22 protein-coding genes are annotated in these 25,375 nt (G+C 57.2%); 4 read left to right on the top strand and 18 right to left on the bottom strand.

What is annotated here, in order from left to right; all coding sequences use genetic code 11:
- Position 1: 1 nt before the first annotated feature.
- Positions 2 to 235 carry a hypothetical protein gene (locus tag DOLE_RS07015; protein ID WP_041280418.1) on the bottom strand — a complete coding sequence of 78 codons (234 nt, stop codon included), beginning with the start codon at positions 233 to 235 and terminating at the stop codon, positions 2 to 4.
- A 66-nt stretch (positions 236 to 301) separates the two neighbouring features.
- Here DOLE_RS07015 and DOLE_RS07010 point away from each other — a divergent pair, with 66 nt between their 5' ends.
- The 4 genes from DOLE_RS07010 to DOLE_RS06995 are packed head-to-tail and all read left to right on the top strand — an operon-like array spanning position 302 to position 6,770.
- Entirely contained in the window at positions 302 to 2,911 is a 2,610-nt protein-coding gene (locus tag DOLE_RS07010; protein WP_012174788.1) for a CHASE2 domain-containing serine/threonine-protein kinase, read from the top strand.
- Positions 2,912 to 2,930: 19 nt separating this feature from the next.
- Complete coding sequence (locus DOLE_RS07005) at positions 2,931 to 3,773, top strand: PP2C family protein-serine/threonine phosphatase (RefSeq protein ID WP_012174787.1); 843 nt, start codon at positions 2,931 to 2,933, stop codon at positions 3,771 to 3,773.
- 52 nt (positions 3,774 to 3,825) lie between these two features.
- Positions 3,826 to 5,316, top strand: a complete 1,491-nt coding sequence (locus DOLE_RS07000) for a sensor histidine kinase (protein WP_012174786.1) — start codon at positions 3,826 to 3,828, stop codon at positions 5,314 to 5,316.
- Entirely contained in the window at positions 5,313 to 6,770 is a 1,458-nt protein-coding gene (locus DOLE_RS06995) for a sigma-54-dependent transcriptional regulator (protein ID WP_012174785.1), read from the top strand. The genes DOLE_RS07000 and DOLE_RS06995 overlap by 4 nt, the downstream gene beginning before the upstream one ends.
- Before the next feature lie 35 nt (positions 6,771 to 6,805).
- Here DOLE_RS06995 and cysC read toward each other — a convergent pair whose 3' ends face one another.
- The 17 genes from cysC to DOLE_RS06910 form a co-directional block, all read right to left on the bottom strand.
- Positions 6,806 to 7,420, bottom strand: coding sequence for an adenylyl-sulfate kinase (cysC, locus tag DOLE_RS06990; RefSeq protein WP_012174784.1), 615 nt, complete (start codon positions 7,418 to 7,420; stop codon positions 6,806 to 6,808).
- A gap of 49 nt (positions 7,421 to 7,469) precedes the next feature.
- Entirely contained in the window at positions 7,470 to 7,949 is a 480-nt protein-coding gene (locus tag DOLE_RS06985) for a response regulator (protein ID WP_012174783.1), read from the bottom strand.
- Between the two features lie 53 nt (positions 7,950 to 8,002).
- Positions 8,003 to 8,446, bottom strand: coding sequence for a response regulator (locus DOLE_RS06980; protein ID WP_012174782.1), 444 nt, complete (start codon positions 8,444 to 8,446; stop codon positions 8,003 to 8,005).
- Entirely contained in the window at positions 8,412 to 9,683 is a 1,272-nt protein-coding gene (locus DOLE_RS06975) for a hybrid sensor histidine kinase/response regulator (RefSeq protein ID WP_153304381.1), read from the bottom strand. The genes DOLE_RS06980 and DOLE_RS06975 overlap by 35 nt, the downstream gene beginning before the upstream one ends.
- 3 nt (positions 9,684 to 9,686) lie before the next feature.
- Positions 9,687 to 11,291 carry an SLC13 family permease gene (locus DOLE_RS06970; protein ID WP_012174780.1) on the bottom strand — a complete coding sequence of 535 codons (1,605 nt, stop codon included), beginning with the start codon at positions 11,289 to 11,291 and terminating at the stop codon, positions 9,687 to 9,689.
- A gap of 19 nt (positions 11,292 to 11,310) precedes the next feature.
- Entirely contained in the window at positions 11,311 to 11,745 is a 435-nt protein-coding gene (locus tag DOLE_RS06965) for a response regulator (RefSeq protein ID WP_012174779.1), read from the bottom strand.
- A 21-nt stretch (positions 11,746 to 11,766) separates the two neighbouring features.
- Positions 11,767 to 12,201, bottom strand: a complete 435-nt coding sequence (locus DOLE_RS06960; RefSeq protein WP_012174778.1) for a response regulator — start codon at positions 12,199 to 12,201, stop codon at positions 11,767 to 11,769.
- A gap of 82 nt (positions 12,202 to 12,283) precedes the next feature.
- Positions 12,284 to 14,059: a sensor histidine kinase gene (locus DOLE_RS06955; RefSeq protein ID WP_012174777.1), complete on the bottom strand. Its 1,776-nt coding sequence runs from the start codon at positions 14,057 to 14,059 to the stop codon at positions 12,284 to 12,286.
- Between the two features lie 162 nt (positions 14,060 to 14,221).
- Positions 14,222 to 16,834 carry a PEP/pyruvate-binding domain-containing protein gene (locus DOLE_RS06950; protein ID WP_012174776.1) on the bottom strand — a complete coding sequence of 871 codons (2,613 nt, stop codon included), beginning with the start codon at positions 16,832 to 16,834 and terminating at the stop codon, positions 14,222 to 14,224.
- A 352-nt stretch (positions 16,835 to 17,186) separates the two neighbouring features.
- Positions 17,187 to 17,876: a hypothetical protein gene (locus DOLE_RS06945; protein ID WP_012174775.1), complete on the bottom strand. Its 690-nt coding sequence runs from the start codon at positions 17,874 to 17,876 to the stop codon at positions 17,187 to 17,189.
- Positions 17,877 to 17,880: 4 nt separating this feature from the next.
- Positions 17,881 to 19,164 (bottom strand): sulfite exporter TauE/SafE family protein, encoded by a 1,284-nt coding sequence (locus tag DOLE_RS06940; RefSeq protein WP_012174774.1) that lies wholly within the window; start codon positions 19,162 to 19,164, stop codon positions 17,881 to 17,883.
- Between the two features lie 36 nt (positions 19,165 to 19,200).
- Positions 19,201 to 19,620 (bottom strand): response regulator, encoded by a 420-nt coding sequence (locus DOLE_RS06935; RefSeq protein ID WP_012174773.1) that lies wholly within the window; start codon positions 19,618 to 19,620, stop codon positions 19,201 to 19,203.
- A gap of 70 nt (positions 19,621 to 19,690) precedes the next feature.
- Positions 19,691 to 20,116, bottom strand: coding sequence for a response regulator (locus tag DOLE_RS06930; RefSeq protein ID WP_012174772.1), 426 nt, complete (start codon positions 20,114 to 20,116; stop codon positions 19,691 to 19,693).
- A gap of 290 nt (positions 20,117 to 20,406) precedes the next feature.
- Positions 20,407 to 20,850: a response regulator gene (locus tag DOLE_RS06925; RefSeq protein WP_012174771.1), complete on the bottom strand. Its 444-nt coding sequence runs from the start codon at positions 20,848 to 20,850 to the stop codon at positions 20,407 to 20,409.
- 86 nt (positions 20,851 to 20,936) lie between these two features.
- Positions 20,937 to 22,601, bottom strand: coding sequence for a sensor histidine kinase (locus DOLE_RS06920; RefSeq protein ID WP_012174770.1), 1,665 nt, complete (start codon positions 22,599 to 22,601; stop codon positions 20,937 to 20,939).
- A gap of 17 nt (positions 22,602 to 22,618) precedes the next feature.
- On the bottom strand, positions 22,619 to 23,122 hold the full coding sequence (locus DOLE_RS06915) for a response regulator (RefSeq protein ID WP_232362735.1): 504 nt from the start codon (positions 23,120 to 23,122) through the stop codon (positions 22,619 to 22,621).
- Between the two features lie 42 nt (positions 23,123 to 23,164).
- Positions 23,165 to 25,231, bottom strand: coding sequence for an SLC13 family permease (locus tag DOLE_RS06910; protein ID WP_012174768.1), 2,067 nt, complete (start codon positions 25,229 to 25,231; stop codon positions 23,165 to 23,167).
- Positions 25,232 to 25,375: the final 144 nt, after the last annotated feature.

Below are 25,375 nucleotides of genomic sequence, written 5' to 3'. Positions count from 1 at the left end.
ATTAATTGGTCTCCTTCATGACCATTGGCCCCACACCGGTGCCGCACTGTAGAATATGCCATATCCGCTGAAAAATCCCAATCGTTATCGACATGGGGATCAAAGCAGCGGTTTCATCAGCCCGATTGCGTTTGGAAAAAGAACCTTGCCAGATGCGGGCAGCCGTCCTTGAGAGCCCTGTCCCTTCGTAATGGAACCCCACAACCAGCGGTGCCCGGCGATCTGTGTTTTTCATTGACACTGTCCGGGCAATTTGCTTATACTTCGGCAACTTTAACCATGGATGCAAACGCGGGTCTGAATGAATTTTATAAAAAAACATCCGACGCTTATATTCGGCCTGCTGCTGACACTCGCCTTTCTTTTCATCACCCTTGTCCGGGTGGAATTCTTCGATACCCTGGGGCTCAAGCTTTACGACACCGTGATGAAGGTCAAGGGCCGGCCCGACCCCTCCGATACCATCGTGATCGTCGACATCGACGATGAATCCATTGAAAAGCTGGGCCGGTGGCCCTGGCCCCGGTCCCTGATCGCCCGGGGCATCGACAAGATCAACGAGGGCGACCCGTCGGTGATCGGGCTTAACATTATCTACAGCGAGCCCGAAGAGAATGCCGGGCTGATGGAAATCGATTTCCTGGAGACCCGGTTCCGCGAGAATTTTCTGCCGCCCCTGCAGGAGGTGGCAACAGCGGCCCCGCAACCGGCAAGAAACGCCGGGCCGCCCCTTCAGGAGACCCTCGACCAGGTGCAGTCCGGGTTTCTGGAGGAACTGGACCTGGCCAGAAAACGGCTGGACCGGGACTCGATTCTGGCCGCCTCCCTGACCCGGTCGGGCCGGGTGGTGCTGCCCATCTTTTTTAAAGACACCCTGGTGCCGGACAGCGGGCAGCCGGAGGAAGCGGAAGAGACACTTAAAGACCAGGCCATCGGCAATGTCCGCATTCCGCCGGGAGCGGCCTGCCCACAGGCCACCGAAGCCGTTCTGCCCATTCCGGTATTCCGCCGGGCCGCGGCCGGCATGGGCCACATCAACGTGGCCCCGGACCATGACGGCACCTATCGAAGAGAGCGGATGCTCTACGAATACAGGGGCCTGTTTGTCCCCTCCTACGCACTGGTGCTGGCAGCCCGGTACGCCGGCGTATCCCCGAACAACATTGGCGCGGATATCGGCATGTCGGTCTCATTCAAAAAGATCGAGATCCCGGTTACCCCCTATTCGGAACTGCTCATCGGTTTTCACACGGCACCGGACGCCTTTCGCCATTACTCCTTTTTTGACGTGCTCAACGACAAAATCCCGCTGCGGGTCTTTACCAACAAAATCGTGCTGGTCTCTCTGTCGGCCAAGGGCCTCGCCACGCCCCTGAGCACACCGGTGGCACCGTCCACCACCTTTGGCGACTTTACCGCCCATGTGCTGTGGTCGGTGCTCAATCAGCAGTTTATCCGGCAGTTTCCCGGCACCCGGCTGATAGAACTGGCCGCAGTGCTATTCCTTGGCCTGTTGATCACCCTGGTGCTGCCCCGGTTGAAGGCGGCCATCTCCGGCGGGCTTTTTTTCGTGCTGCTGGCCCTGCTGCTGGGCGGATTTGCCTGGGCCTTTCTTTCCCGAGGGGTCTGGCTGGACGTGATCTACCCGGTACTGCTGCTGGTCATCGGCTACACCGGCATCGTGTCGATCCGCTATTTTCTCACCGAGGCGGGCAAGGAAAAGGTGGAAGGCGAGTCGGCGGAGACCAACCGCATGCTGGGCATCTCCTTCCAGTCCCAGGGCATGCTGGACATGGCCTTTGACAAGTTCCGCAAAGTACCGATGGACGACCAGATGAAGGACCTGCTCTACAACCTGGCCCTGGACTATGAACGCAAGCGACAGCTCAACAAGGCGGCGGCGGTCTATGGGTACATTGAAGAGTACGACAACAAGTTCAAGGACATCGTGGAGCGCAAGAAAAAACTGCTGGTGGCCAGTGAAACCATGGTGTTCGGCGCCGGGTTTCTGGGCGGGGGCGGCGCCGGCGACGGCATGGTGAGCACCGACCCGTCCATACGGCCCACCCTGGGGCGCTACGAAATTCTCAAACAGCTGGGCAAGGGCGCCATGGGCGTGGTCTACCTGGGCCAGGACCCCCGTATCAACCGCACCACGGCCATCAAAACGGTCCGGTTCTCCGACGAGTTTGACGAGGAAGAGGCCGCGGAGATGAAAAAGAAGTTCTTTCGCGAAGCCGAAAGCGCGGGCACCCTCTCCCACCCCAATATCGTGACCATCTACGACGCCGGCGACGAACAGGACCTGGCCTACATCGCCATGGAGTACCTGGAAGGCGACAGCCTGGAAAAGTTTCAGAAAAAAGAGAGCCTGATCCCCATGCGGCGGCTGATCGGCTATATCGCGGACATCGCCGAGGGACTGGATTATGCCCACAGGCAGGGCATTGTGCATCGGGACATCAAACCGGCCAACGTGATGCTGCTGAAAAACGGCAAGGTCAAGATCACCGACTTCGGCATCGCCCGTATCACTGCTTCGTCCCAGACCAAGACCGGCATTGTCAAGGGTACCCCCTACTACATGTCGCCGGAACAGATCTCCGGCAAGAAGGTGGACGGCCGCAGCGACATCTTCTCTCTGGGCGTGATGACCTTCCAGCTGCTCACGGGAACGGTGCCGTTCAAGGGAAGCAGCCCGGCGGCCCTGATGCACAAGATACTCAATTCGCCCCATCCGGACCCCAGAACCATCAACCCCAGGATTCCCAAGCCCCTGACGGCCATTCTCAACAAGGCCCTGGAAAAGGACCCGGCCAAACGGTATCAGACCGCCGGGCAGATGGCGGCCCACCTGCGCACCCTGGGAGAAAAAATGGACGCGGCCATGGCGAAAAAAACGCAGGCATAAACGCAACGGGAAGGTCATCATGATCATTGCGGATTCCGCCGGCCTCACCGACACCGGCCGAAGACGGCAGGCCAACGAAGACAGCTTCTGTATTGACGGGAACATCGGTCTCTACGTGGTGGCCGACGGCATGGGCGGCCACGCCGCGGGTGAAGTGGCCAGCCGAATCGCCGTTCAGACCCTTCACAACTATCTTCTCCAGGTTCAGCACGCAAAAACCCCGGAAGAACTGCCGGACACGAACAGCGCCCTCTCCCGGGAGGCCAACCAGCTGCTGGCCGCCATTCACCTGTCCAACAAAAGCGTTTACGATCTCTCCCAGACACGGCCCACCTACGCGGGAATGGGCACCACCGTGTCGGCGGTGATGTTTCGGGACAATTCCGCGATCACGGCCAACGTGGGCGACAGCCCGGTCTTTCTGATCCGCAACGGCCTTGCCGAACGCATCTCCGCCCTGCACACCGTAGAATCGGAGCTGGGGGGCAAACAGGAAAACGGCGCCAAGCTGGGCCCGGAATTCAAACACATGCTGACCCGGGCCGTGGGCACCAAGCCCGGCGTATCGGCGGATGTGATCGAAACAAAAATGCAGGTGGGCGACATTCTGGTCATCAGCTCCGACGGCCTGACAGACAAGGTGAACGCCCCGGAGATTCAGGAGATTACCGACGGCAAGGCGCCGGACGCCGCCTGCCGGGCACTGGTGGACCTGGCCAACGAGCGGGGCGGCGAAGACAACATCACGGTAATTGTCATTCGAATCAAAAAAATCTATACCAGCCCCTGGATCACGGCCATCCTTCGCCGGGTGTCCCGGTATCTGCGGCCCAAACCCGTGATCCGGCATCCTCAGGGATAACGGCACGCAATACTAATCTGATCCATTTCCCCAGGCATCGACCGGTTTTGCCATGACAAAAAATCCATTCAGGCGACTGACTCTTTTTACCCGCATCATGATCAACCTGGTGCTGCTCATGGTCATTGTGGTGGCCATGGGAGCCACCACAATGTGGTATGCCAAGCGGTTCAACGCCCTGCTGTTCAACGTAACCGGTGAAAGCATGGACCTGTTGCAGGCGGCGCGGCAGATGGAGACGGCCCTGGCCAACCAGAAGGGCAACGTGACCTACTACTTTCTCGACGGTGATCCCAAATGGCTCATTCAACTGGAGACCCACAGAAAAGAGTTTGCCGACTGGATGGCCACTGCCGTTGAACACGAGCAGAACCCGGAGCGCCGGCAGCTTCTGAAGGCCATTCAGCAGCATCACGACCGTTATGTCGAGGGCAAGAACAGAGTGATTGCGCTTTACCAGGCCGGGGATCGAAAAAAGGGAGAGGCCCTTCACTGGGACGTGCGGGAACAGTTTTTCACCTTGAATAAACTGTGCGCCGACTACCGGCACTTAAACGATCTCTACATTCGGGACATTCGAAAAAAGAGCGAAGAAACCCTTGACGCGGTTTTTGCCGTCACCGTCATTCTGGTCATCCTGGAGCTTTTTCTGGGCGCCCTGTTTGTCTTTAACCTGACGCGCCAGGTGCTGTTGCCCATTCGCGTGCTCTCCCAAGCGGCGTCGGACCAGGCCGAGCCGGGCACCGGCGGCAACGAAGTGCGGGCGTTGGCCGACAGTGTCCACGGCCTCATGGACAATGTGAAACGGGCAAAAGACGAGCTCAGACAGAGCCGGGAAATGCTACTTTCTTCGGAAAAAATGGCCCTGGTGGGCCGCCTGGCATCGGTGGTGGCCCACAGCATCCGTAATCCCATGACTTCCATCAACATGCGGCTTTTCTCCCTTCAGCGCAACCTTTCCCTCTCTTCCTCCCAGAAGGAGGACCTTGACGTGGTGGCGGACGAGATGCGCCGGCTGGACAATATTGTCCGCAACTTTTTAGAGTTCTCCCGGCCCCACAAATTAAAAAAACAACTGGTGGACATCTCCCAGGTCATCGACACCAGCATAGACCTGCTCTCCTACAAGCTTGATCTTTATGGCATCACGGTGGTTCGTGAAAAACAGCCGGGCGGCATCTCCGTGGAGGCCGATCCCGGCCTGATCAAAGAGGTGTTTGTCAACCTGATCGTCAATGCCTGCGAAGCCATGGAAGAAGGCGGCCGAATCAAGATCGCCGAAACCATTATTGTCACCGGGAAGATGGGCAAGGCCGTTGTAATCAACGTGATTGACAACGGACCGGGCATTCCCGAGGAAATGCAGGAGCGGATTCTCAAACCCTTTGAGACATCCAAGGCGGACGGCACCGGGCTGGGTCTGTTCGTGGCGGCCCGGACCATTGAGGAACATGGCGGCAGCCTGGAGTTTACTTCCGCGGTCGGCCAAGGTACCACCTTTACCATAACCCTTCCTGTTTATCAGCAAGAGGCACGCACATGAGTTCCATATTGATTGTAGATGATGACGACCAGCTTCGGCAAAGCTTTGCCAAGCTCTTAAAAGAGGAGGGGTACAGTGTGGACATGGCGCCCTCCGGTGAAGCGGGGCTGGAGGCGGTGCGCGACAAGGCCTTTGACCTGGTGGTGCTGGATGTTCAGATGCCGGGCATGAGCGGGCTGGAGGCGTTTGCCCGCATACGGGAGATAGACGCCACCCTGCCGGTAGTCGTGATGACCGCCTACGGCACCACCGAAACCGCCATCGAGGCCACCAAGCTGGGAGCCTTTGACTACATCCTCAAGCCCTTTGACATTGCCGGGGTGTTGGACCTCATCACCCAGGCCCTGGAAGCGGGTCATATGATGCGGGCCCGGGTGGAGATGAACGTAGCCCCGGACAGCGCCCGGCCCGGCGCCATCATCGGCAGCAGCCCGCCCATGCAGGAGGTGTACAAGGCCATCGGCCGGGTGGCCCAGACCGACGCCACCGTTCTGATCCGGGGAGAGTCGGGCACCGGCAAGGAACTGGTGGCCAGGGCTATCTACCAGCACAGCAAGCGGGCCGGCAAGCCCTTTCTGGTGATCAACTGCGTGGCCCTGCCGGAAACCCTGCTGGAAAGCGAACTGTTCGGATATGAGAAAGGGGCCTTTACCGGCGCGGCCAGCCGGCGTATCGGCAAGATTGAGCAGGCCAACGGCGGCACCGTGTTCTTAGATGAGATCGGCGACATGCCCCTGTCCATTCAGGCCAAGATCCTGCGCCTGCTCCAGGAACGCAGCCTGGAACCGCTGGGCGGCAATGCCTCCATTGACGTGGATGTGCGCATCCTGGCGGCCACCAACCGGAACCTTGAAAAAGCGATTGAGAATGAAGTGTTCCGGGAAGACCTTTACTACCGGCTCAAGGTGGTCACCGTTAATCTGCCGCCCCTGCGGGACCGAGTCAATGACGTGAACCTTTTGGCCGACTACTTCATGACCCTGTTTTCAAAAGAGATGAAAATGGACAACCCCGGTCTGACCGACGAGGCACGGAAAATGATCCGTCACCACCCCTGGCCCGGCAATGTCCGGGAACTGGCCAATGCCCTGAAAAAGTCATTGATCTTCAGCCGGGGGTATCCGGTGCGGCCCGAAGACATCTCCCAGGTGATTGCCGGCCCTGACCAGGCAGGGCCGTCTGTGACAGACGGATCGGACATGGACCGGGTGGTAGGCGAATGGGCAAGGGAAATGCTGACCGCCGGTGGCGACACTGCCCGGTTCGATTATCTCACCGACCGATTGACCGCCATCATCATTCGGGAAGCCCTGCAGATGACCAGGGGCAACCGCAGCCAGGCGGCCAAGCTCCTGGGCCTGGCCCGGCCCACCCTGCTGTCCAAGATTGACAAGCTCAACCTGAGCATCGAAACCCGGGTCCAGACCGATTATGAAACAGGACAAAAAAGCTAAAACAATACCGAAAACAGGAAAAAGCGCTTTTCACCTCAGGCCGGGATGAACCCGTTCATCTCAAGATATCGAATCACCGTGTCCACGCAGGCGCTCAGGTCGTTTATCCCGGTATCCAAGTAAATTTCAGGTTTTTCAGGAACCTCATAAGGTGCGGAAATCCCCGTAAACCCCTGTATCTCACCAGCACGGGCTCTCCGGTACATGCCCTTGGGATCCCGTTGTTCACAGGTGGCCAGGGGGCAATCGACAAACACTTCTATGAACGTACCGGGTTCCTCTGCGGCCTCCCGTGCCGCCTGACGGTCCGATTGGTACGGAGAGATAAAGGCCACCATGGTAAGGACGCCACAGTCGCAGAACAGGCGGGCCACCTCTCCAATCCGGCGGATGTTTTCCGTCCGGTCCTCCGGCGAAAAACCCAGGTCCCTGTTGAGACCGTGGCGTATGTTGTCACCGTCCAGAATGTAGGTGCGGCACCCCCGGTCAAACAGTTTTTTCTCCAGTGCCACGGCCACCGTCGACTTGCCGGAAGCCGGTAACCCGGTGAGCCAGAGGACAGCGCCGCGATGACCGCTCAACCGTTCCCGGTCGGCCTTTCGAATCTGACCCTGGTGCCAGTAAATATTGGCTTTTTCGTGGTTTGTCATGCCCGCCCCCCTGCCTGTCCCCGGCCCCTGCCGTTCATGGAACATGCCGTTACACGTCAATCTCCTTGAGACGCTTTAAAATGTCCCTGGGCGAAGAGGACTGGGCCAGCTTGAGCATCTCGTTCATCTGCTTTTCCTCGATCTGCTTTTTGTTCATGACCTTCTTCTTGTAGGCCTCCTGGAGCACTTCCATCAGCTGATCCAGCTTGCAGGGTTTCTGAAGGTAGGAGTAAGCGCCGCTCTGCATGGTGCCCACCGCCGAATCAACGGAACCGTGGCCGGTGAGAATCACCACCTCCATCCATTTGTGCTCGTCCTTCAACGCCTTGAGCGTGGCTTCGCCGTCCAGACCCGGCATCTTCAGGTCCACCAGGGCCACGTCGACGGCACAGGACCGGGCCGCCTCCAGGGCCTTTTCCCCCCGGTCCACGGCCACCACGTTAAACCCCCTGACCTCAAGCTGCTTCTTCATGGAGTCGAGAAACTGCTGTTCATCATCTACAAACAGTAAATTGATCTTCTTTTCCATATTAAACCTCCCGGCTTTACGGAGCAGTAAATATTAAACGGCCCGCCGCGTGATCAGATATTGCCGCCGCGTCGCAGCATGGCCCGCTGCTCAGCCTTTCGAATGCGTTCCTCCTGCTCGTCCTTGCGCCGGCGGGCCCCCTGGATCTTCTCGTCGATCTCGGCAAAATCCGCGGGCTTGAGCAGGTAATCAAAGGCCCCCAGCTTCATGCCCTGGACAGCGGTCTCAATGGTGCCGTGCCCGGTGAGCAGCACCACCTCCACCAGGGGATGGTGCTTTTTTATCTCCTTTAAGGTTTCAATGCCGTCCATTCCCGGCATCTTGATGTCCAGCACCACCACGTCGATGTCCTCCTGTTCGGCCAGAACGGCAAGGCCGGCCCGGCCGTCAAAGGCGGTAAACACCTTTTCACCGGAGGCCTCCAGCCGCAGGGAAAACATTTCAACAAAATCCTTTTCGTCGTCAACCACCAGCACTTTTGCGGGTATCTTCATCATCACCGCCAATCTCCTTTATTTTTGTTAAAATCTCGTCACACGTATTTTCGTCCACGCATTCGACCGCGTCACCGCGCCGGCACACGGGAATTTCAACGGTAAAGGTGGTGCCCCGGCCAACGGCGCTTTTCACCCCAATCCGGCCGTCCAGCCGCTCCACAATACCCCGGCTCACGTACAGGCCCAGCCCGGTGCCTTTGTCAGAAGGCTTGGTGGAAAAAAAGGGCTCAAATATCTTGTTCAGGTTCTCACCGGGAATGCCCACCCCGGTGTCCGACACCGCTATTGCCAGGCAGCCTTCCGCCTCCGAAAGCGAGACCGTGATGGTCCCTTCCCGCTGAATAGCATGAACGGCGTTGGTCAGCAGATTGATCATCACCTGGCGCAGGGCATAGGGATCGGTCCATGCGACACCTTCGGTATCGTCCATCTTCCGGTCAACGGCAATCTGCTTGCCCTGCATCTCTTTTGTCACCAGCTCAATCGACTCGCTGACCAGTTCCTTTACATCGGTGCGGGCGCAGGCATGATCGGCGGGCCGCACAAACCCCAGCAGCAGATGGGTGATGCGCCGAATCCGTTCGATTCCCTTTTCTATTTTTTCAAGCCCTTTGGCCAGGCCCGTTTTGCCCGGCCATTGGACCATATCCTCTTTTTCCAACACCAGCCGCATGTAGCCGGCCGCTTCCCGCATCATGGCCAGGGGATTGTTGATCTCGTGGGCCACGCCGGTGGAAAGGGTGCCGAGGGAGGCCAGGCGGTCCATGGCGGTCATCTGCTGTTCCATCTTTTCCTGAAACTGCCGCTGCTCCTCCTGCTCCTGCTTTCGACGGCGTTTATCCCAGGCCTGACGAATCTTGCCGGCCAGGTGATCAATCTCAATGGGCTTGGTGATATAGTCAAAGGCCCCCTGTTTGATGCCCTCCACCCCGTCGGCGGCCGACACGTTGCCGGTGAGCAGGATCACCTCCATATCCGGCCAGGAGTCCTTAATGCGGCGCAAGGCCTCCAGGCCGCCCATGCCGGGCATCTTCACGTCCAGCACCACCACGTCCATGGGTGTTTCAGCGAGCAGGGCCAGCCCATCCTCGCCGGAACCCGCCAGCACGGGGGGAATACCGCGCTTTTCCAGGCGCCGGGAAACGGCGTTTAAAAAATCGGCCTCATCGTCCACCATCAAGACCCGCGGGAACGGGGACTCAGGCACCGGCACCGTTGTGTTCGAACTGTCGCTCATGTTCTACACCAGGCCCAATATTTTCCACCATGTGGCCGCCACCAGAATCAGGGCGGCCAGCAGTATCGGCGTGGCCACCAGGCCCACCTTTGTCAGATCGGATGATTTGAAATAGCGATAGCTGTAAGCAATGGCATTGGGCGGGCACCCGATCACCAGCAGCAGGGCAAAGGAGGTGGCCGTGCCCAGGCAGAGTGCCAGCACCGTGGGATCCACGCCCTCCATGAGAGCCATGGGGATCACGATGGGCAGGATCAGGGCCGCGGCCGCCACATTGGCCATGACATTGGTCACCAGCGCCCCGAACACCGCCACCCCGGCAAACAGAACAAACCAGCCCTTTCCCTCCACCAGAGGGAAGAAGAGGTTGGCAAAATAGTCGGCTGCTCCGGAATAGCCCATGGCAAGGCCCAGGGAGATGCCGCCGCCGAAAATAAACAGAGCCGTTCCCCACTCCAGGTTCTCGTGAATGTCCTCCCACTTGAGAATGCCGGCCACCACCAGGGCCGACACTCCCAGCATGCCGGTGATGGAGTAGTCGATGCCGTGAAGGCCTTTGGTCAACCAGGTGGCAAAAGTCAGTCCGATGATCACCAGCGTCTTGATTTCCAGCGGGGTCAGGGGGCCGATTGCCTTTTCCAGTTGAGGCAGTTTGTACTTGGGGTTGGGCCGGAACACGAAGTAGACGATCAACACGGCAATGGGGACCGTAATAATACCGGCGGGCAGGCAGTACTTGATCCACTCGAAAAAGGTGATCTCAATACCGGTATACTCCTTTAAAAAGGCGGCCGACACCATACAGCGGCCCCCGCCGATCAGGGTGGACATGCCCCCCGCGGAACAGGCAAAGGGAAGGGAGATCATCATGAACTTGGCGGTGTTTGAATGGGGTTCAATGCCGGCGGCCTTCATCATGGGAATCATGGTGACAATACCGATGGCGCAGGCCGCGGCGTCATGCATTACCCCGGAGGCCAGTCCCAGGCCCGTGGCGATGATAAAGGTAAACTTGGTCACACTGGTGCCGGCCCGCTTGATGATAAAATATCCCATGCGCCGGGTGATCCCGGCCTTGTCCAGGGAAATGGCAAAAATCAGACAGCACATGATAAACAGCACCACCGGGTGCATGTAGGGGGCCCAGGCGTCCTTTACATCCGACACCCCGGCGATCACTAAAAAAACGCCGATGCAGATGGCGGTAATCTCCAGGGGCACCGGCTCCACGATAAACAGAAACACCAGCACCGCCAGCATGGCCAGAAACCGCTTGGCCTTGGGTGACAGCCCGTCCACATAGTCCACGGTCATGGCCGGGGCTTCGGCATCAGCCACGCCGGCAACGGCGAGGCCGTCAACAGCGGCTCTCAGAAAACCGGCCGTGGCCTCGGGTGTGCCGGGGTTTCTGGCCTCCACCACATAAGCGGTTTTGGAACTCTTTTCCGCCACAAGGGTAAAAGCGCTCTCCACTGACTGCAACACCCGCTGATCCGGATCTCCGGAAATTTTAAACCGGGTCCCTTCGGGCCGGGGCAGAACCAGGACGATCACGCCCATCGACAGCGCAATACACAGCTTGAATATGTTGGATTTGAAAAACGACATGACGACTCCTTGATATCCCTTAATCTTGTTTCTTTTCCAAAGCAGCGGCAGAAGGGGGCCGGGACAGCCGGGCCCGGTAGGCCTGGTTGATCTTGTCAAGCAGGTCTTCCAGCTCACAGGGCTTGAGCAGGTAGTCAAAGGCCCCGTACTTGATGCCGTCCCGGGCCGCAGCCTGGGAACCGTGGCCGGTGAGCATGATCACCTCCATCCGCTGATCCATCTGCTTGAGAATGCGCAGCACCTCAATACCGTCCATGTCTTCCATCTTGAGGTCGAGAATGGCCACGTCAAAGTCCCTGCGCCGCACCGCCTGAATGGCCTCGGCCCCGCTGGTGGCCTTTTCCACCAAAAGGCCGCGCTTGGTCATGCGGTTGGCCAGCACATTGACATACCCTACCTCGTCATCCACAAGCAGCACATGAATAGATTGCCGGCGCATCTCTTCCCCTGTCATTGACTGTCCTCCGGGGTACGGTTATATCCCCTTTGTGCTCATGAGCTTTTCCAGCTGGGCCTGCTCCATGCGCTGGGCGTGCTCCTGTTTCTTCCGGCCCGCCTCCATCACCTTTGCCACCAGCTGATCGATATCGCAGGGCTTCATCAGATAATCAAAGGCCCCTGTCTTCATGCCGTCAATAGCCGATTCAATGGTGGCATGCCCGGTGAGCATGATCACCTCGGTCAGCGGGAACGCCTTTTTGATTTCCTGCAGGGTTTCAATGCCGTCCATTCCCGGCATCTTTACATCCAGTACCACCACATCCAGGTGCCGGTTGGCCCGCAAGACCTCCAGGGCCTCCTGTCCGGAGGCAGCGGTCATAACGGTAAACTCACGCTTCTGAAGTCTTTTGCTCATGGTCTCGATAAACGATGTCTCGTCGTCTACCAGCAGAATAAATGGTTTGTGCATGATCTTCTCCTTTATCTCGTTTTTTACAATATGTTGATTTTCTGTTATGCATCTGTGTCTGGTCGGTCATGAACGGCTCCGCCTACTTCGGTTCCGGCTGCTGGTAGGGAATCCACACCCGGAACCGGGTCCCCTCCCCTACCTTGCTGGTCACATCAATCTTACCCCCCATCTTTTCAACAATCCCGTAGCAGATGGAAAGCCCCAGCCCGGTCCCCTTGCCCACCGGCTTGGTGGTAAAAAAGGGGTTGAAAATAAACGGCAGGTTGGCCTCCGGAATGCCGGGGCCGGTATCCTCCACAATGATCACAATATGGTCTTTTTCCAGTTTGCTCATCTTGGTTGAGATATGAATCGCGCCCCCGGTCTTTTCCATGGCGTCCATGGCATTGTTGATCAGGTTGAGCATCACCTGCTGCATTTCCGACGGTGACAGGGTCACATAGGGCAGGTCCGGGGTCAGATCCGTGGTGATGGTGATCTTGCTGGATTTGGCCATCTGGCCGGAGAGCTGAACAATTTCGGAAATCAGCTCATTGAGCTGCACATCCTTGATGGTGGAGTCGGTTTTGCGGGCAAAACTCAGCAATTTATGGGTGATCTCCTTGCAGCGCCTGCCCTGGGTGCCGATCTGTGTAATGGCCCGGCGCATCTCCTCTAGATTGGCGTTTTCCGAAAACTCTTCTTCGTCCAGAAGGTCCCCGATCCATCCCGCCTCCTCCACCATGATGGCCACGGGATTGTTTATTTCATGGGCAATGCCGGCGGCCAGTTCTCCCACCGAGGCCAGCTTGCCGGTTTCGATCACCTGCTGGTTTAAGGTCTGTGTTTCACTGTCCGCCTTCTGAATCCGGCGCACCATGCGCCGGGACAGAACCACGGCCATGATGATGATGCCCATGCCGCCAAGGGCAAAAATCAGTCCGGCGATCTGTGCCATGCGGTTGAACTCGGCAAAAGCGTCCTGTTTTTCCTGCCTGAGCACCAGAAGCCAGTTGTTGTCCTTCAGGCCGGCCACCGCGTAAATATTTTCACTCCCGGATGTGTCTTCTTGCTCAAATATCAAAACCTTTTCATGAGACCGCGACAGCCGGGAGGTTATCTCCTCATAGCGAATGTCTTCCGACAGTCCGCCCATGGGGGGACGGGTCTGGAATTCGCCGTTGCGGTTGATGATAAAGGCAAACCCGGTACGGCCCAGCCGCAGGTTTTCCACCAGGGTGTTAAACGCCTTGAAATCAATGGTGGCCCGGACCACCCAGGGAACGTCGTTGATGTATCGCCGCACGGTAATAATAAAATGGGGGCTTCCCCGAAGCCCCATGAACACGTCACTGACGTAGTAAAATTGAGAGATCGCCTTCTGGAACCACGCGGCATTTCCGTAAAAGGCATTATCCAGCTGGTAGGGACCGGCATAGGTGGCCTGCCGGCCGGCCGCGTCCACCACGCCCAGGTCAACAAACACATCGCCATAGGCGGTCTTCAGGTTCTGCAACTCCCTCTCCAGCAGCATCTTGTCCGACAGGGTCATCACCGGGGTGGTGATGGTCAATTCATGGATATTGGCCAGCTTTTCCTTCAGGAAGGTGTCGATGTTCTGCTTGTGTTTCAGCACCACCTCGTTTAGGTGGGCGTAGGTCTTTTCATGATAGGAGGCGTGAAACTGGTGCAGGAGAATGGCGATGACCATGATCATGGGCGTAAAGGAGACCACGATGACCGTCAGTATCAGTCGCCGGGTCAACTGAAAATAGTAGGCATCGGACTGTTTACCGGCAGGTCTCGCCGAAACGCCTGTCTCCCGTCTGGCAACGTCTGTTGTTGGTTCCACTTCCGCCTCACTTTCATTGCGCAAGGTTGGCCCCTGTCAGCGGGCAGATGCTTTTTCAGTGCCCCGGCCGCCGGGCAAAAAAGGATATTACAGATCATTTATATGTCCGTCAAGGCGCATCGACCCAACCAGAAGCATCAGCAAAGAGCGTGCCGGGTCAAAAGGAACGGCCACCGAACCGCGGCCCTATCCGGTGGAACCGGCCAGGACCGTGCTGTTAATGTCCCTGTCGATCTTTTGCCGGTAATAGGCAATGGCCGATTCATTGGACATGATCATGTCCAGCTGACGGGTATGCAGCAGCAGGTACCCCAGAATCCTGATCCTTTCCAGCATATACGGCAGTTCAAATCCCTCCACCCGGGCCACCAGGTTGTCCCGGTTCAGCTCCACCCGGAAAGCATGCTGAGTAAGAATATCGGCGATAAACCGGATTCGCCGAATCCGGCGCTGGCTGTCCGCGGCCCCGCCCTTGAACCGGAAACTGATATAGTTTTCAGTGGTTCGCTCGCTGACCAGGGCTTCAACTATGGAAAAATGGTATCCCAGCCGGGAGGAGAGGCTGCAGAAATTCTTTGAAATCATAAAATAGTTGCGCTCTGTGTAGGCGGAACGGCTGTAGGAGGCCAGGTCCCGGTTGGTGGTGGAACGGAACATCACCGAGGCCAGCCCCCTGTTATCGATGGGCGGGGGGCCGTCCCAGGGCACGGCCACGATCCCTTCCCACAGGGCCAGCATGGGAATGGAGGCGATCTCCTCCAGGTGGATATACTTTCCCTGGCCGGCCCCTTCCCGGACTCCGTCGTCCAGGTTCAGTATCCACCACTGCATGGGAACTTTGTAGTAGAGCTGCTTGCTGGAGCGCTCGGAAAAATTGTGGTCCCTGCCGAAATTAAACATCTCCTGAACCGATTTTTCGTGAGAAAAACGGGTGATGTCATGAAAGGTTGTGCAGTTTTCAGGCTTGAAGTCCGGCGAATAGGGGTCCAGAAGATTCAGCGGCAGAATGTGCCGGCTGACCTCCTGCAGCAGCTGATACACCGGGCTGCCTTCAATGATGCTTGTACCGGCGGTCTCCACCGGTTTCGGCAGATCAATGATACCCCGGTACACGCTGGAGCGGCCGGTGTCCACCGTCACCTCGTCCCCGTTGTTCAGCAGGGTGGTGATGCCGTGCAGGCCGAAGATGGCCGGCACCTTGAATTCACGGGAGACATTGGCCAGGTGGCCGGCAAAGGTGCCGTGCTCGGTGAGCACGGCGGCGGCCCGGTTGAGCAGCGAGGCCCACACCGGCAACGCCTGCCGGGTCACCAGTATCCCGCCCTGGGGAAAATGGATCATGTCGTCAGGATTATGGACGATAAACACCCTGCCGGCGGCAACCCCGGGGCAGATAAGGGTGCCGCCGGATGTCAGCAGGTTCTCCTGAGTCTTCTGGATAAGGGCCTCAGGGTAGTCTATCTTCAGGGTATCCATCTGCTGAAGGGGCCGGCACTGAAGCATGTAGATGGTCCCTTCCCGGGAAATGGCCCACTCAATGTCCTGGGGGGCGCTATAGTAGTCTTCCATGCGCAGGGCCAGTTCCGACAGAGCCAGGGCTTCCGCGTCGCTGATGGAGGGCAGCCCGCTGTTTTCCCCTGTGATTTCAAACTGGCAGACACCGTTATCGGCAAAACAGAGGAACTGGCTTGCCTTTTCCTTGATGTCACGAAAAGAGATCTCCATGGGCGATGTCCGGCCCACCACGAAAAGGTCGCAATCCACGCCGCCGTCCACCACCGCCTTGGGCAGACCCCACGCGGAGTTGATAAAGATCGAATCATCGCCGGTATCCAGGGGGTTCCGGGTATACATCACGCCGCCGCAACGGGCGTCCACCATGGCAAGGCAGCCCGCGCTCATGGCAATGGATTCATCCCGGACACCCCGGTTCAGGCGATAGGTGATGGCGGTGACCCCGTACTTGCTGGCCACGATCTCCTTGTATTTTTTCAACAGGTCAGCCGCGGGGACATTGAGTTCGGAACGGTACTGACCGGCAAAGGAGTTGGCGGCGGAATCCTCGCCCATGGCGCTGCTTCTCAGCGCCATGGAAACAGGCCCGCCCATCTCCTGCTCCAGGGTACGGCAGGCCGCCATGATCTGCTGTTCCAGGTCTTCAGGAACACGGGCCTGAAGGATAAGGTCCCGAATGCCGGCGCTGAGCGTATAGAGCTCCTCCATGTCGGTGATGTCGGCGGCGATAAAACGGCTGTCGATCTCGGACTGAAGGTCGTTGTGTTCGATGAAACGATGATAGGCCCGGGCCGTGATCACGAACCCGGCGGGAACCTTCAGTCCCACCCGGTTCCGCAATTCTCCCAGGTTGGCCATCTTGCCGCCCACCAGGTCGCCCATGGTACGGTCCACGGCGGAAAGGGGAATGATGAGCCGGTCGTCAACGGTCTCCTTCTTCTGGTCAAGCAGGCCGCTGATGCGGTTCCATATCTCGTCGAACCGGCCATAGAGCTGGTTGTATTTACCGCCGGAAAGCTGCTCCAGGTGTTTGAGCAGGCGCATCAGGCTCACGGTGATGGCAATGCAGTTGCTCCGGATAAAGGACATGCCGAAGGGCTGCCGGCCGGCAAGGGCCTGCTCAATGGCGGTCATGGTTTCAAGGGCGGTATTGTTGGCGTTGAGCAGCAGCTTGAAATGGTGGTACCGCTCCTTAAAGGCGATACGAAGCCCCTCCACATCCTCTGTGTCGACCGGAGGCGGCTTGTGAAAAAAGGACTTTACAAAGTCGATCAGTCGCTTCATGGTATCAACTGTTCCGGAGCGCCGGAACGAATCCGGCGCTCCGGAACCATCTTACCTCTCCTTCTACCCGAATATTTCATGAAATTTTTCGACATAGATGAATTTTTATATGAAAAACAGACTATTGCAATAAAATTCAAGCGTTTTTCGAAAATACAAACTGTCATGAGCGGCTTGAGGCATTTTACGTTAATTTTATATCAAAAAAGTTCACCCTTCGGGCGAGCCGCCTTGGCCGCATCTGCTGTGTTGCGGAACATTCGCGGTAGATTGACTACAGCTTCATGTCCCGCGCCTTGCATCTGCGGCCAAATCAACTCGTGAAATATCCGGGCTACGGCCGTCGACCGGGTCAGTGGCTGATCTGCAACCCCCATCCTTCAAAAAGGAAAAGAATCGCATATCCATACCACAGGGTGTAGACCACGTAGAAAATCAGCGCAAACATAACGATGCCCAACCGGTCAGTGATGCGGTCCGGTACAACCGTATAGTAATTGTAGGAACACTCCACCGCACGGGTCATGACCGTGTAGACCACCTTGCCCTCGGCAAACCGCTCCTGGCGGTTAAGCTCCTTCTGCATGGCTTTCAGGGTGTTCCACCAGTTGAACAGCACCCTTTTCCCCTCGATCCCGTACTTGGCCTGAAGCGCTTCGCCGTCGTTGTGGAACAGGGTGTCGGCATCCGCCAGACAGGCCCCCAGAATTTCACCGAAATCGCCGGTCACCGACACCTTGGCCCCCTCCATCCGTGCGGAAGCCCCGGCCTTCTTAAACAGCAGGGCGCTTTCCCCGGCCTGGGTATCGGTTTCATAGGCCAGTGTGACGGTTATCTGTTTGCCGACCTGCGTTTTTTGGACCTCATCGGCAACGCCGGGAATATAGTACGCCGATCCCTTGGAAATGGAGTTAAACAGATCATCAAGGTAGTTCAGTCCGTTTTTCCCTTCAAACAGGGGCAGGAACATGGCGACCAGGACCACGAGAAACCCGGCCATCATGGCGGCGCCCCCGTAAAATTCTTTCTTGCTGGATATCATGGTATTATGCCTCCCCGCCTTTAAGTGTCTTGATGTTCAGTACAAAGGTGCCGATGACCCAGACCGCGAAAATGCCGATAAGAACAAAGAAGAGCCAGATACCGATGGCATCCAGAACAGCGGCGGTCTCCTTTGAAAGCGGAAAGGCCCCCACCGAGGAGAGCTTGGCGGGCAGGGCAAAGAACCGGTTGACAAACCCGGCCAGAACGGCCATGGCGTAGAATCCCCGAATGGTGACCCCTTTGACCACCTTGGTGGTCATGGCGCCGATCTGAATACCGACCAGCGACCCCAGCAGCATGCCCATGGCCAGTGTATAGAAGATAAAGCCGAAAATGGCGTACTGGCCGATGGCCGCATACCCGGCGGTGAAAACGATCTGAAAAATATCGGTTCCCACCGTGGTCATGGAAGAGACGCCCAGGATATAGACAAAGATGGGAAAGGTCAGAAACCCGCCGCCCACGCCCATGATCGCGGCTGCCAGGCCGACGAAAAATCCGCTTAAGATAAGGAACCACGCGGAGATGCGGCGGCCGCCGGGAACCAGGCCCTGGTCAAAGGTGACCATGGGGGCCATGTTCATGCCCTGGAGTTTCTTGGGCAGGTTGCCCATATCCACGCCTTCATCCTTGCCGCCGTGAAAATCACCACCACCGCCGGTCGCCTTTCTGGCCTTGAGAAAATCGGTAAGGGCGTAGAGCCCCAAAGCCCCCAGCATCACCACGTAGATGGTGGTAATAAAAGCATCACTGATGATGGGGTTGATCTCATAGAGCACCCGGTTGATCCACCCGCCCAGGGTGGCGCCGCCGATGGAACCGATCAGAAAGGTGACGGCCAGCACCACCGAAATGTTGCCCAGCTTTCTGTGGAGCACGCTTCCCATGATCGCCTTGGCAAAAATATGAAACAGGTCGGTACCCACCGCCAGGATGCCCTTGATGCCGGCGCTCATCAGGGCCGGGGCGATGATGAACCCGCCGCCCGCGCCGATGCACCCGGTGATCAGGCCCGCGCAGAGTCCGATCAGAATCGAGGCGATAAAGATCTTAGTGGTAAAAAACGAGGGGCTGTAAGCGTGTTTCCCTCCCAGATATTGGGGAATCCCGTTGGCGATCTCGTCGGCGAAAACATAGCCGCCGATGAGGATCGGCAGCAGCATCAACCCCAGCACGAAAAGCCGCCTTCTGTCCCCCAGAATGTTCCTGGCCATGGTGATTTCCCATTCTGCATGGGCCCGCGCGCCCGCGTACATGAACTGGCCCGCTTTTGTCAAGAACCCCATAGATTTTCTCCTTTTCATTCTCGTTTTCTGTTTCCGTTACACCTGTTTCTTCATGATATCGTCAATTCCCTTTATCTTTGTTTCCTGCAGCTTTTTCTTCTGGCCGGCATCTCTGATCTTGTAGTACAGTTCATCAAAATCGGCCGGTTTGACAAGATAATCAAACGCGCCGTTTTCCATTCCGGTTTTTGCCACTTCCAGCAGGGCATGCCCGGTCAGCATGATCACCTCCACCAGGGGCCACCGGGTCTTGATCTCCTTGAGAATCTCGATGCCGCTTCTGCAGCCCGGCATTCTGACGTCCAGCACCACCACATCAAAGGGCTGCTTTTCAATCAGCGACAAGGCCTCTTCCCCGTCGGCGATGCCCACGGACGCCACGCCCCGCTTTGTCATTCGCTTGGTAATGATATCCAGAAAACCGGCCTCATCATCCACGAAAAGCACATTGACCATTGCACTCACCCTTAACCCGGATATTTCATAAAATATCCGGGTTGAACTCGAATATTGTCCTGGCGGAAGATCATGAGGCCCCCTTCTGTTCACGGGCCGCCTCGTACCGCTGTTTCTCTTCGTTTATTTTGCGCTTTTCCAGAGCTTCCTCGATTTTGCCGACAAGGTCGCTGATCTGACAGGGTTTCATCAGATAGTCGCTGGCGCCCAGTTTGAGACCCTCCACCGCCGTTTCAAACGTTGCCTGGCCGCTGAGCATGATCACCTCCACCAGGGGAAACCGCTTCTTGATCTCCGTGAGCAGAGAAATACCGTCCATTCCGGGCATGCGCACATCCAGCACGGTCACGTCGATGTTGTTTTCCGCAAGCACCTGAAGTGCCGCTTTGCCGTCCAGGGCGGTTCGGGCATCATACCCCCGGTTGCTCAGAAGTTTTGCGTTGGAGGTGGCAAAGGCCTCCTCGTCATCCACCAGTAACACGCTCGCAGTCGTCATGACACGGCTCCTTCATGTCCGAATGGTGTCTCCTGCCTGAAACTTTAATGCTCCGGCTGTCACGCCGGCGCAAACGGCCGATGCAACAAAATGTCCATGAAATTTTCAAAAAAGCAGGCTACCATGTTTTTTTTTGTCTTCAAAGATAAACCGGCAACAGGGTTTCCGATTTTTTTGTACGGCCGTATACAGTCGCAACCGGTTGAGCGGCGGCGACGGGTAATGGGTAAAAGACCGGGACACGGCATACCGCGCCCCGGTTATGGTTTTCATCATCCCATGGCCTGCTGCTATTTTTTGAGGGCCTCCAGGGGGTCGCTGATGATTTTGTCGATCTTCTCTTTCCGGGCCTTTTCCGCCTGCGCGACTTTTTTCTCATAAGCCGCCTCGGCTTTTTCCAGCAGCTTTTCCACATCGCACGGCTTCATCAGGTAGTCAAAGGCCCCCAGGTTCATGCCTTCCACGGCGGTTTCCGCCGACGCATGGCCGGTAAGCATGATCACCTCCACCAGTGGATACCGTTTTTTTATCACCCGCAGGGTCTCTATGCCGTCCAGGCCGGGCATCTTGATGTCAAGCACCACCACGTCCACCCGCTCCTTTTCAAGCACCTGCATGGCATCGGTCCCGTTGGTGGCCACATGGGTGTGAACCCCTTTACGCTCCAGCAGGGCCTGGGTGGTTTTGACAAACCTCTCTTCATCATCAATGATCAGCAGTTGCATGTCACTCATCTTCTTTGACCTCCTTAAAATATTTAAAATATTATTATGATTGTCGACTGCCTGAATATTTCATGAAACTTCCGGGTTGAATGCGTTCATGTCCTGCCGATGGGCAGGCGGATGGTAAACACCGTGCCGGCATTGACCTCGCTTTCCACGGTGATGCGGCCGCCCAGGCCCTCTATAATGCCATAGACGGTGCTCAGCCCCAGGCCGGTTCCCTGGCCCACCGGTTTGGTGGTGAAAAACGGCAGGTAGATTTTTTCCATGTCCTCCGGAGTAATGCCGCAGCCGTTGTCCGCCACCGTTATCACAAGATCATTCCCCTCCCGCAGGCTGCGAACGCGGATCTCGGCGCCGGTTTTCCCCTTAAGTGCATACATCGCGTTGTTGAAAAGGTTTAAAAACACCTGCTGAAGCTGGTTTGGGTCGCTCATGACCGGCGGTGCACCGTCCTGCAGTTCCTGAATGATACGGATATTTTCCACGCCGGCCCGCTGTTCGACCATGCCCACCACCTCGGGAATGAAGGTGCCGATATTCACCGGCTGCAGGACAATCTCCGATTTGCGGGCAAACCGGAGCAGCCCCTGGGTGATTTTCGCGCACCGCTCGATCTGTATGGCGATCTGCCGCACCGACTCATCAAGGGCCTTAAAATCTTCGGGATCAGGCTGGTTCTGCTTTTCCGCGATATCGGACATCACAACATTGATCATGGCAAGCTCGGACTTCATGACCTGAAGCGGGTTGTTGATTTCATGGGCCAGGCCCGTGCTCATCTCCCCCACCTCGGCCAGCTTGCCGGCAATGACCAGCTGGGTCTTCATCTGCTGCTTTTCCATGTCCGCCAGCTTGAGGCGTCCGGCAATGGCGGACGCCTGAATAAACCCCATCACCAGGACGATGGCACCGCCGCCGATGATCATGATCAGCGATATGATCACCGCAAAGGTCAGGTCGGCATAGGCGTCGGCGGCGGTCTGCCGCACCACCATGACCCATCCGGCCTGTTTGAGGGGGCCCGCCGCGTAGACAAATTTCCTTCCATCCACGGTTCTGATGGAAAAAAAGGAGACCTCGTCCCGGTCAAGCACATAACGGTCAAAATCCGGGTCTGTTGCCATCAGGCGGCCGCCGGATCGCCGGTCGCTCTGAAATACCCCCTTTGTATTAACCAGGTAGGCCTCCCCGGTTTTGCCGATGCGAATATTTTCGACCAGGTCATTGAACGCAAAGGTATCGATGGTGGTGCGGATATACCAGTTTTTCCCACCCGCCTGTTTGCGTATGGCGATAATAAAATGGGGAATATTGCGATACCCGAGGAATTCGTCTGAAATAAATATACCCTTGTCCCGGACGGCCACAAACCACGGCTCCTGTCCATAATCCTTTCCGGTCAGGTCGTAAGGCCCGACGTATGCCAGGTGCTTTCCCTCCGCGTCAAACACACCCAGGTCAAAAAAAACAGTGGATGCGGCTTGCAGGTTCCTGAATATTCGGGTTAACCGTTGCGGGTCCTGGAGGGTCTCCATATCATAGGAGGAAACGATAAACCGGATATCCGCCACCCGCTCTTCGAGAAACCGGTCAATCAGCGTACGGTGATCGGCTGCCACCCGGACCAGTTCGGCCCTTACCTGCCGGGCGGCGTAGGCGGAAAAATAGTAGACCAGGGTGCCGTAGACCGCCAGTACGATCAGGAAAGGGACCAGCAGGACCCTTACCAGAATCATTTTCCGAACCTGTTTATCCATTCCATCTCCTGTCCTTCTCAGGGCCGACCTTCCATTGCCGGCGGTGTTGCGTCCAGCTCCCGGAGCCGGCGCAGCGCCGCCATGGGAGAACCGGGCGGGAGCACGCCCAGAAGGTCGTCCATCCACCGCGGTTCCATCTTATGCCTGTCCATCACCCTTTTTCGGTATGCGTCCACAAGGACCTCCAGCAGCTCATTCAACTGGCACGGCTTGTACAGATAGGCCATGGCCCCGCTTTCCAGGCAGGCGGCCGCGGCATCCTTTGATCCATGGCCGGTGAGAATCACCACCTCTATCTCAGGATGTTCCGCTTTCAGTGTCCGCAGGGTTTCGTCTCCATCCATGCCCGGCATCTTCAGGTCGACCAGGGCGATATCAAACAGCGCCTGCCGGGCGGCATCAACTGCCTTGCCGCCCCGGTCAACGGTTACCACATGAAATTCCCGGACCTCCAGTATATGGCGGATGGCATTTAAAAAATCCGGCTCATCATCCACGATCAGAATACTGATTTTTTTCACACCGGCTTCATCTGCCATCACGCACCTGTGATTGTTTCTTTATTATAATGATACCCATCGCCAGTATCCGAAAAAGACCCAGATCCACAACACCGCCATGCTTAAAAGAAAAACAGCGCCGCCGTGGATAAAAAAGTCCTTCATGGTGACCAGCTGTTCCCCGGTTTCCGGGTCCCTGGCCAGGCTGTAGACAATGGCGTTGTTGGGCGTGCCGATGATCATCATGTGGGCGAACGAGGATGCAAATGCCGTGGCAAGTCCCACCAGGATGGGCGAGGTGCCGGACAGGGTGGCCATGGGCACGGTAATGGGACCCACCGCCGCCACTGTGGCGCCGTCGCTCATGAAGTTGGTCAGGATGCCTGTGATCATACTGGTCGACATCAGAAGGCCGTTGCCGCTTCGTAGAAAATCGGGCAGAATCGACACAAAAGAGTTGGCCAGCCACAGGGCACCGCCGGTAACGGCCAGGCCGTAGCCCATGGCGCTGGCCGCCGCATACAGGGCAACCACGTCAAAATGGATCCCGTTGATGTCCTTCCACGTGAGAATGCCCAGAATATTGAGCAGCACCAGGCAGAGGATAACCGGCCCGCCCATGCCCAGCGTGTCAGACATGGTAACCCACAAGAAAATAACGAGCACCAGAATGGCCCCGGCCTTGTACTCATCGGCCGTCATTTTCCCGATCTTTTCCGCCTCCCGTTTCACCGCGGCCGCCACGTTGATGGACTGGGTCTTGATGCCCCTGCGGACTACCAGAAGAAAATAACCGGCAATGACCAGGGCCATCACCGGCACAAAGGGCAGGCCCATCTTCACCCACTGGCCGAAGGAGAGACTCAGGCCGTAGTCGGAAAAAATGCCCAGCATCACGGCGTTGCGCCCGCCGGCCGCCGGAGAACCCGGGCCACCGATGTTTGCCGTGAAGGTGAGCATCAGCATGAACATGACCACCAGGCTTTTGTCCTGTTTGACGCCGGCGGCCTTGATGGCGCCCATGTACACCAGCATGAGGATCGGAGCGATAAAGGCCACAAGGGCGTGTTCGGAGAGAAATGAAGCAGTAACGGCCAGCAGCGGCGCGAAAATCAGCGCGAACTTGGTCAGGTTGGTGCTGGTGCCCAGCAGCAGAATGCCGATTCTGCGGTCCAGCCCGGTTTTACCGATGGCCGCGGCAAAGGCCAGAACCCCGAAAATAAAGATCACCGAGTCCTTTGCATAGGCCTTTGCCACGTCGTCGGGCTTCAGTATCCCGAAAAAAAACATCAGCGTGCCCACCAGAAGGGCCGTGATGCCGATGGGCACCGCGCCGGTGGCCCAGAACAGGGCCGCCACCACCAGGACACCGACCATGACCTTTGCCTTGAAAGCGATTTTCTCAACACCCGGCAGCGTGTTGACCGTCTTGCCGTCCGGGGTGACGGTTTTTTCATACAGCCCGGCCTTGGCGGTGTAATACTCAACAATGGTCTGGCCGGTTTTCATTTTGCGGTAATCGGAATACCCGTTGATCTCTTCGCCCATCACCCCGGTTTTTTTGGCCGTCAGAAAATTGTTCAGCGTATCCGGCGTGGGCATGAAGGCAAGCCCCAGAAACAGCAGAACGCCCAGCATAATAATGCCGGGCCGGGCGTTCTGGACCCCCATCAGCCAGGCTTTCAGGCTGTTTCGCTTGACATCCGGAATCTCGTGCCGGGCCAGGGCATAGGTCCGTTCCTCACCGGCCAGCTTGATCATGCTGATCAGCTGGTTTAAATCGCAGGGTTTTTCAAGGTAGCAGAAGACATCGTGTTTTCCCGTCACCCGGGCCGACTCGATATTGCCATAGGCCGTGTGCATGATGACCTGCACTTCCGGCCGAATCTTTTTTAGTTCCTTTAAGGTCTGGATGCCGTCCATATGGGGCATCTTCTGGTCCAGGAGAACCACCTCCGGGTTCTTGTGCCGCACAATCTTGATGGCATCTTCACCGTTGCTGGATTCATAAACCTTGAAGCCCCTGTTTCTCAACTGCTTTGCCAGCGACGCCCGAAACTGGTCCTCGTCATCCACCACCAGCAGTCTCAATCCGGTATCATTCTGATTTTTAGTCGTATTTTCTTCCATTCCAACGCATCTCCTTTCAATTATTTTTATTATCAATATGTTATGCGATAGCGGGCCGGGAGCCCAAAACCGGTTTCCCGTTTTTCATCAGCCGTTGGATATCATTGCCGTTTTGCCTGACCCTGTCCGGTGAAGGCCCTTTCC

Origin of the sequence: Desulfosudis oleivorans Hxd3 (genome assembly GCF_000018405.1) — a bacterium.
In the GTDB taxonomy this organism is placed as follows: domain Bacteria; phylum Desulfobacterota; class Desulfobacteria; order Desulfobacterales; family Desulfosudaceae; genus Desulfosudis; species Desulfosudis oleivorans.
The sequence above is the reverse complement of the archived record's forward strand: the minus strand, read 5'-3'. Positions and strand labels throughout refer to the sequence as shown.

What these genes read in the sequence shown, in the direction of transcription:
- DOLE_RS06945 (WP_012174775.1), bottom strand. Translation starts at nt 17,876, where the DNA reads ATGATATCCAGCAAGAAAGAATTTTACGGGGGCGCCGCCATGATGGCC.
- DOLE_RS06935 (WP_012174773.1), bottom strand. Translation starts at nt 19,620, where the DNA reads ATGGTCAATGTGCTTTTCGTGGATGATGAGGCCGGTTTTCTGGATATC.
- DOLE_RS07000 (WP_012174786.1), top strand. Translation starts at nt 3,826, where the DNA reads ATGACAAAAAATCCATTCAGGCGACTGACTCTTTTTACCCGCATCATG.
- DOLE_RS06925 (WP_012174771.1), bottom strand. Translation starts at nt 20,850, where the DNA reads ATGAGTGACATGCAACTGCTGATCATTGATGATGAAGAGAGGTTTGTC.
- DOLE_RS06985 (WP_012174783.1), bottom strand. Translation starts at nt 7,949, where the DNA reads ATGGAAAAGAAGATCAATTTACTGTTTGTAGATGATGAACAGCAGTTT.
- DOLE_RS07015 (WP_041280418.1), bottom strand. Translation starts at nt 235, where the DNA reads ATGAAAAACACAGATCGCCGGGCACCGCTGGTTGTGGGGTTCCATTAC.
- DOLE_RS06940 (WP_012174774.1), bottom strand. Translation starts at nt 19,164, where the DNA reads ATGGGGTTCTTGACAAAAGCGGGCCAGTTCATGTACGCGGGCGCGCGG.
- DOLE_RS06930 (WP_012174772.1), bottom strand. Translation starts at nt 20,116, where the DNA reads ATGACGACTGCGAGCGTGTTACTGGTGGATGACGAGGAGGCCTTTGCC.
- DOLE_RS06970 (WP_012174780.1), bottom strand. Translation starts at nt 11,291, where the DNA reads ATGTCGTTTTTCAAATCCAACATATTCAAGCTGTGTATTGCGCTGTCG.
- DOLE_RS06920 (WP_012174770.1), bottom strand. Translation starts at nt 22,601, where the DNA reads ATGGATAAACAGGTTCGGAAAATGATTCTGGTAAGGGTCCTGCTGGTC.
- DOLE_RS06975 (WP_153304381.1), bottom strand. Translation starts at nt 9,683, where the DNA reads ATGAGCGACAGTTCGAACACAACGGTGCCGGTGCCTGAGTCCCCGTTC.
- DOLE_RS07010 (WP_012174788.1), top strand. Translation starts at nt 302, where the DNA reads ATGAATTTTATAAAAAAACATCCGACGCTTATATTCGGCCTGCTGCTG.
- DOLE_RS06950 (WP_012174776.1), bottom strand. Translation starts at nt 16,834, where the DNA reads ATGAAGCGACTGATCGACTTTGTAAAGTCCTTTTTTCACAAGCCGCCT.
- DOLE_RS06995 (WP_012174785.1), top strand. Translation starts at nt 5,313, where the DNA reads ATGAGTTCCATATTGATTGTAGATGATGACGACCAGCTTCGGCAAAGC.
- cysC (WP_012174784.1), bottom strand. Translation starts at nt 7,420, where the DNA reads ATGACAAACCACGAAAAAGCCAATATTTACTGGCACCAGGGTCAGATT.
- DOLE_RS07005 (WP_012174787.1), top strand. Translation starts at nt 2,931, where the DNA reads ATGATCATTGCGGATTCCGCCGGCCTCACCGACACCGGCCGAAGACGG.
- DOLE_RS06980 (WP_012174782.1), bottom strand. Translation starts at nt 8,446, where the DNA reads ATGATGAAGATACCCGCAAAAGTGCTGGTGGTTGACGACGAAAAGGAT.
- DOLE_RS06960 (WP_012174778.1), bottom strand. Translation starts at nt 12,201, where the DNA reads ATGCACAAACCATTTATTCTGCTGGTAGACGACGAGACATCGTTTATC.
- DOLE_RS06965 (WP_012174779.1), bottom strand. Translation starts at nt 11,745, where the DNA reads ATGACAGGGGAAGAGATGCGCCGGCAATCTATTCATGTGCTGCTTGTG.
- DOLE_RS06910 (WP_012174768.1), bottom strand. Translation starts at nt 25,231, where the DNA reads ATGGAAGAAAATACGACTAAAAATCAGAATGATACCGGATTGAGACTG.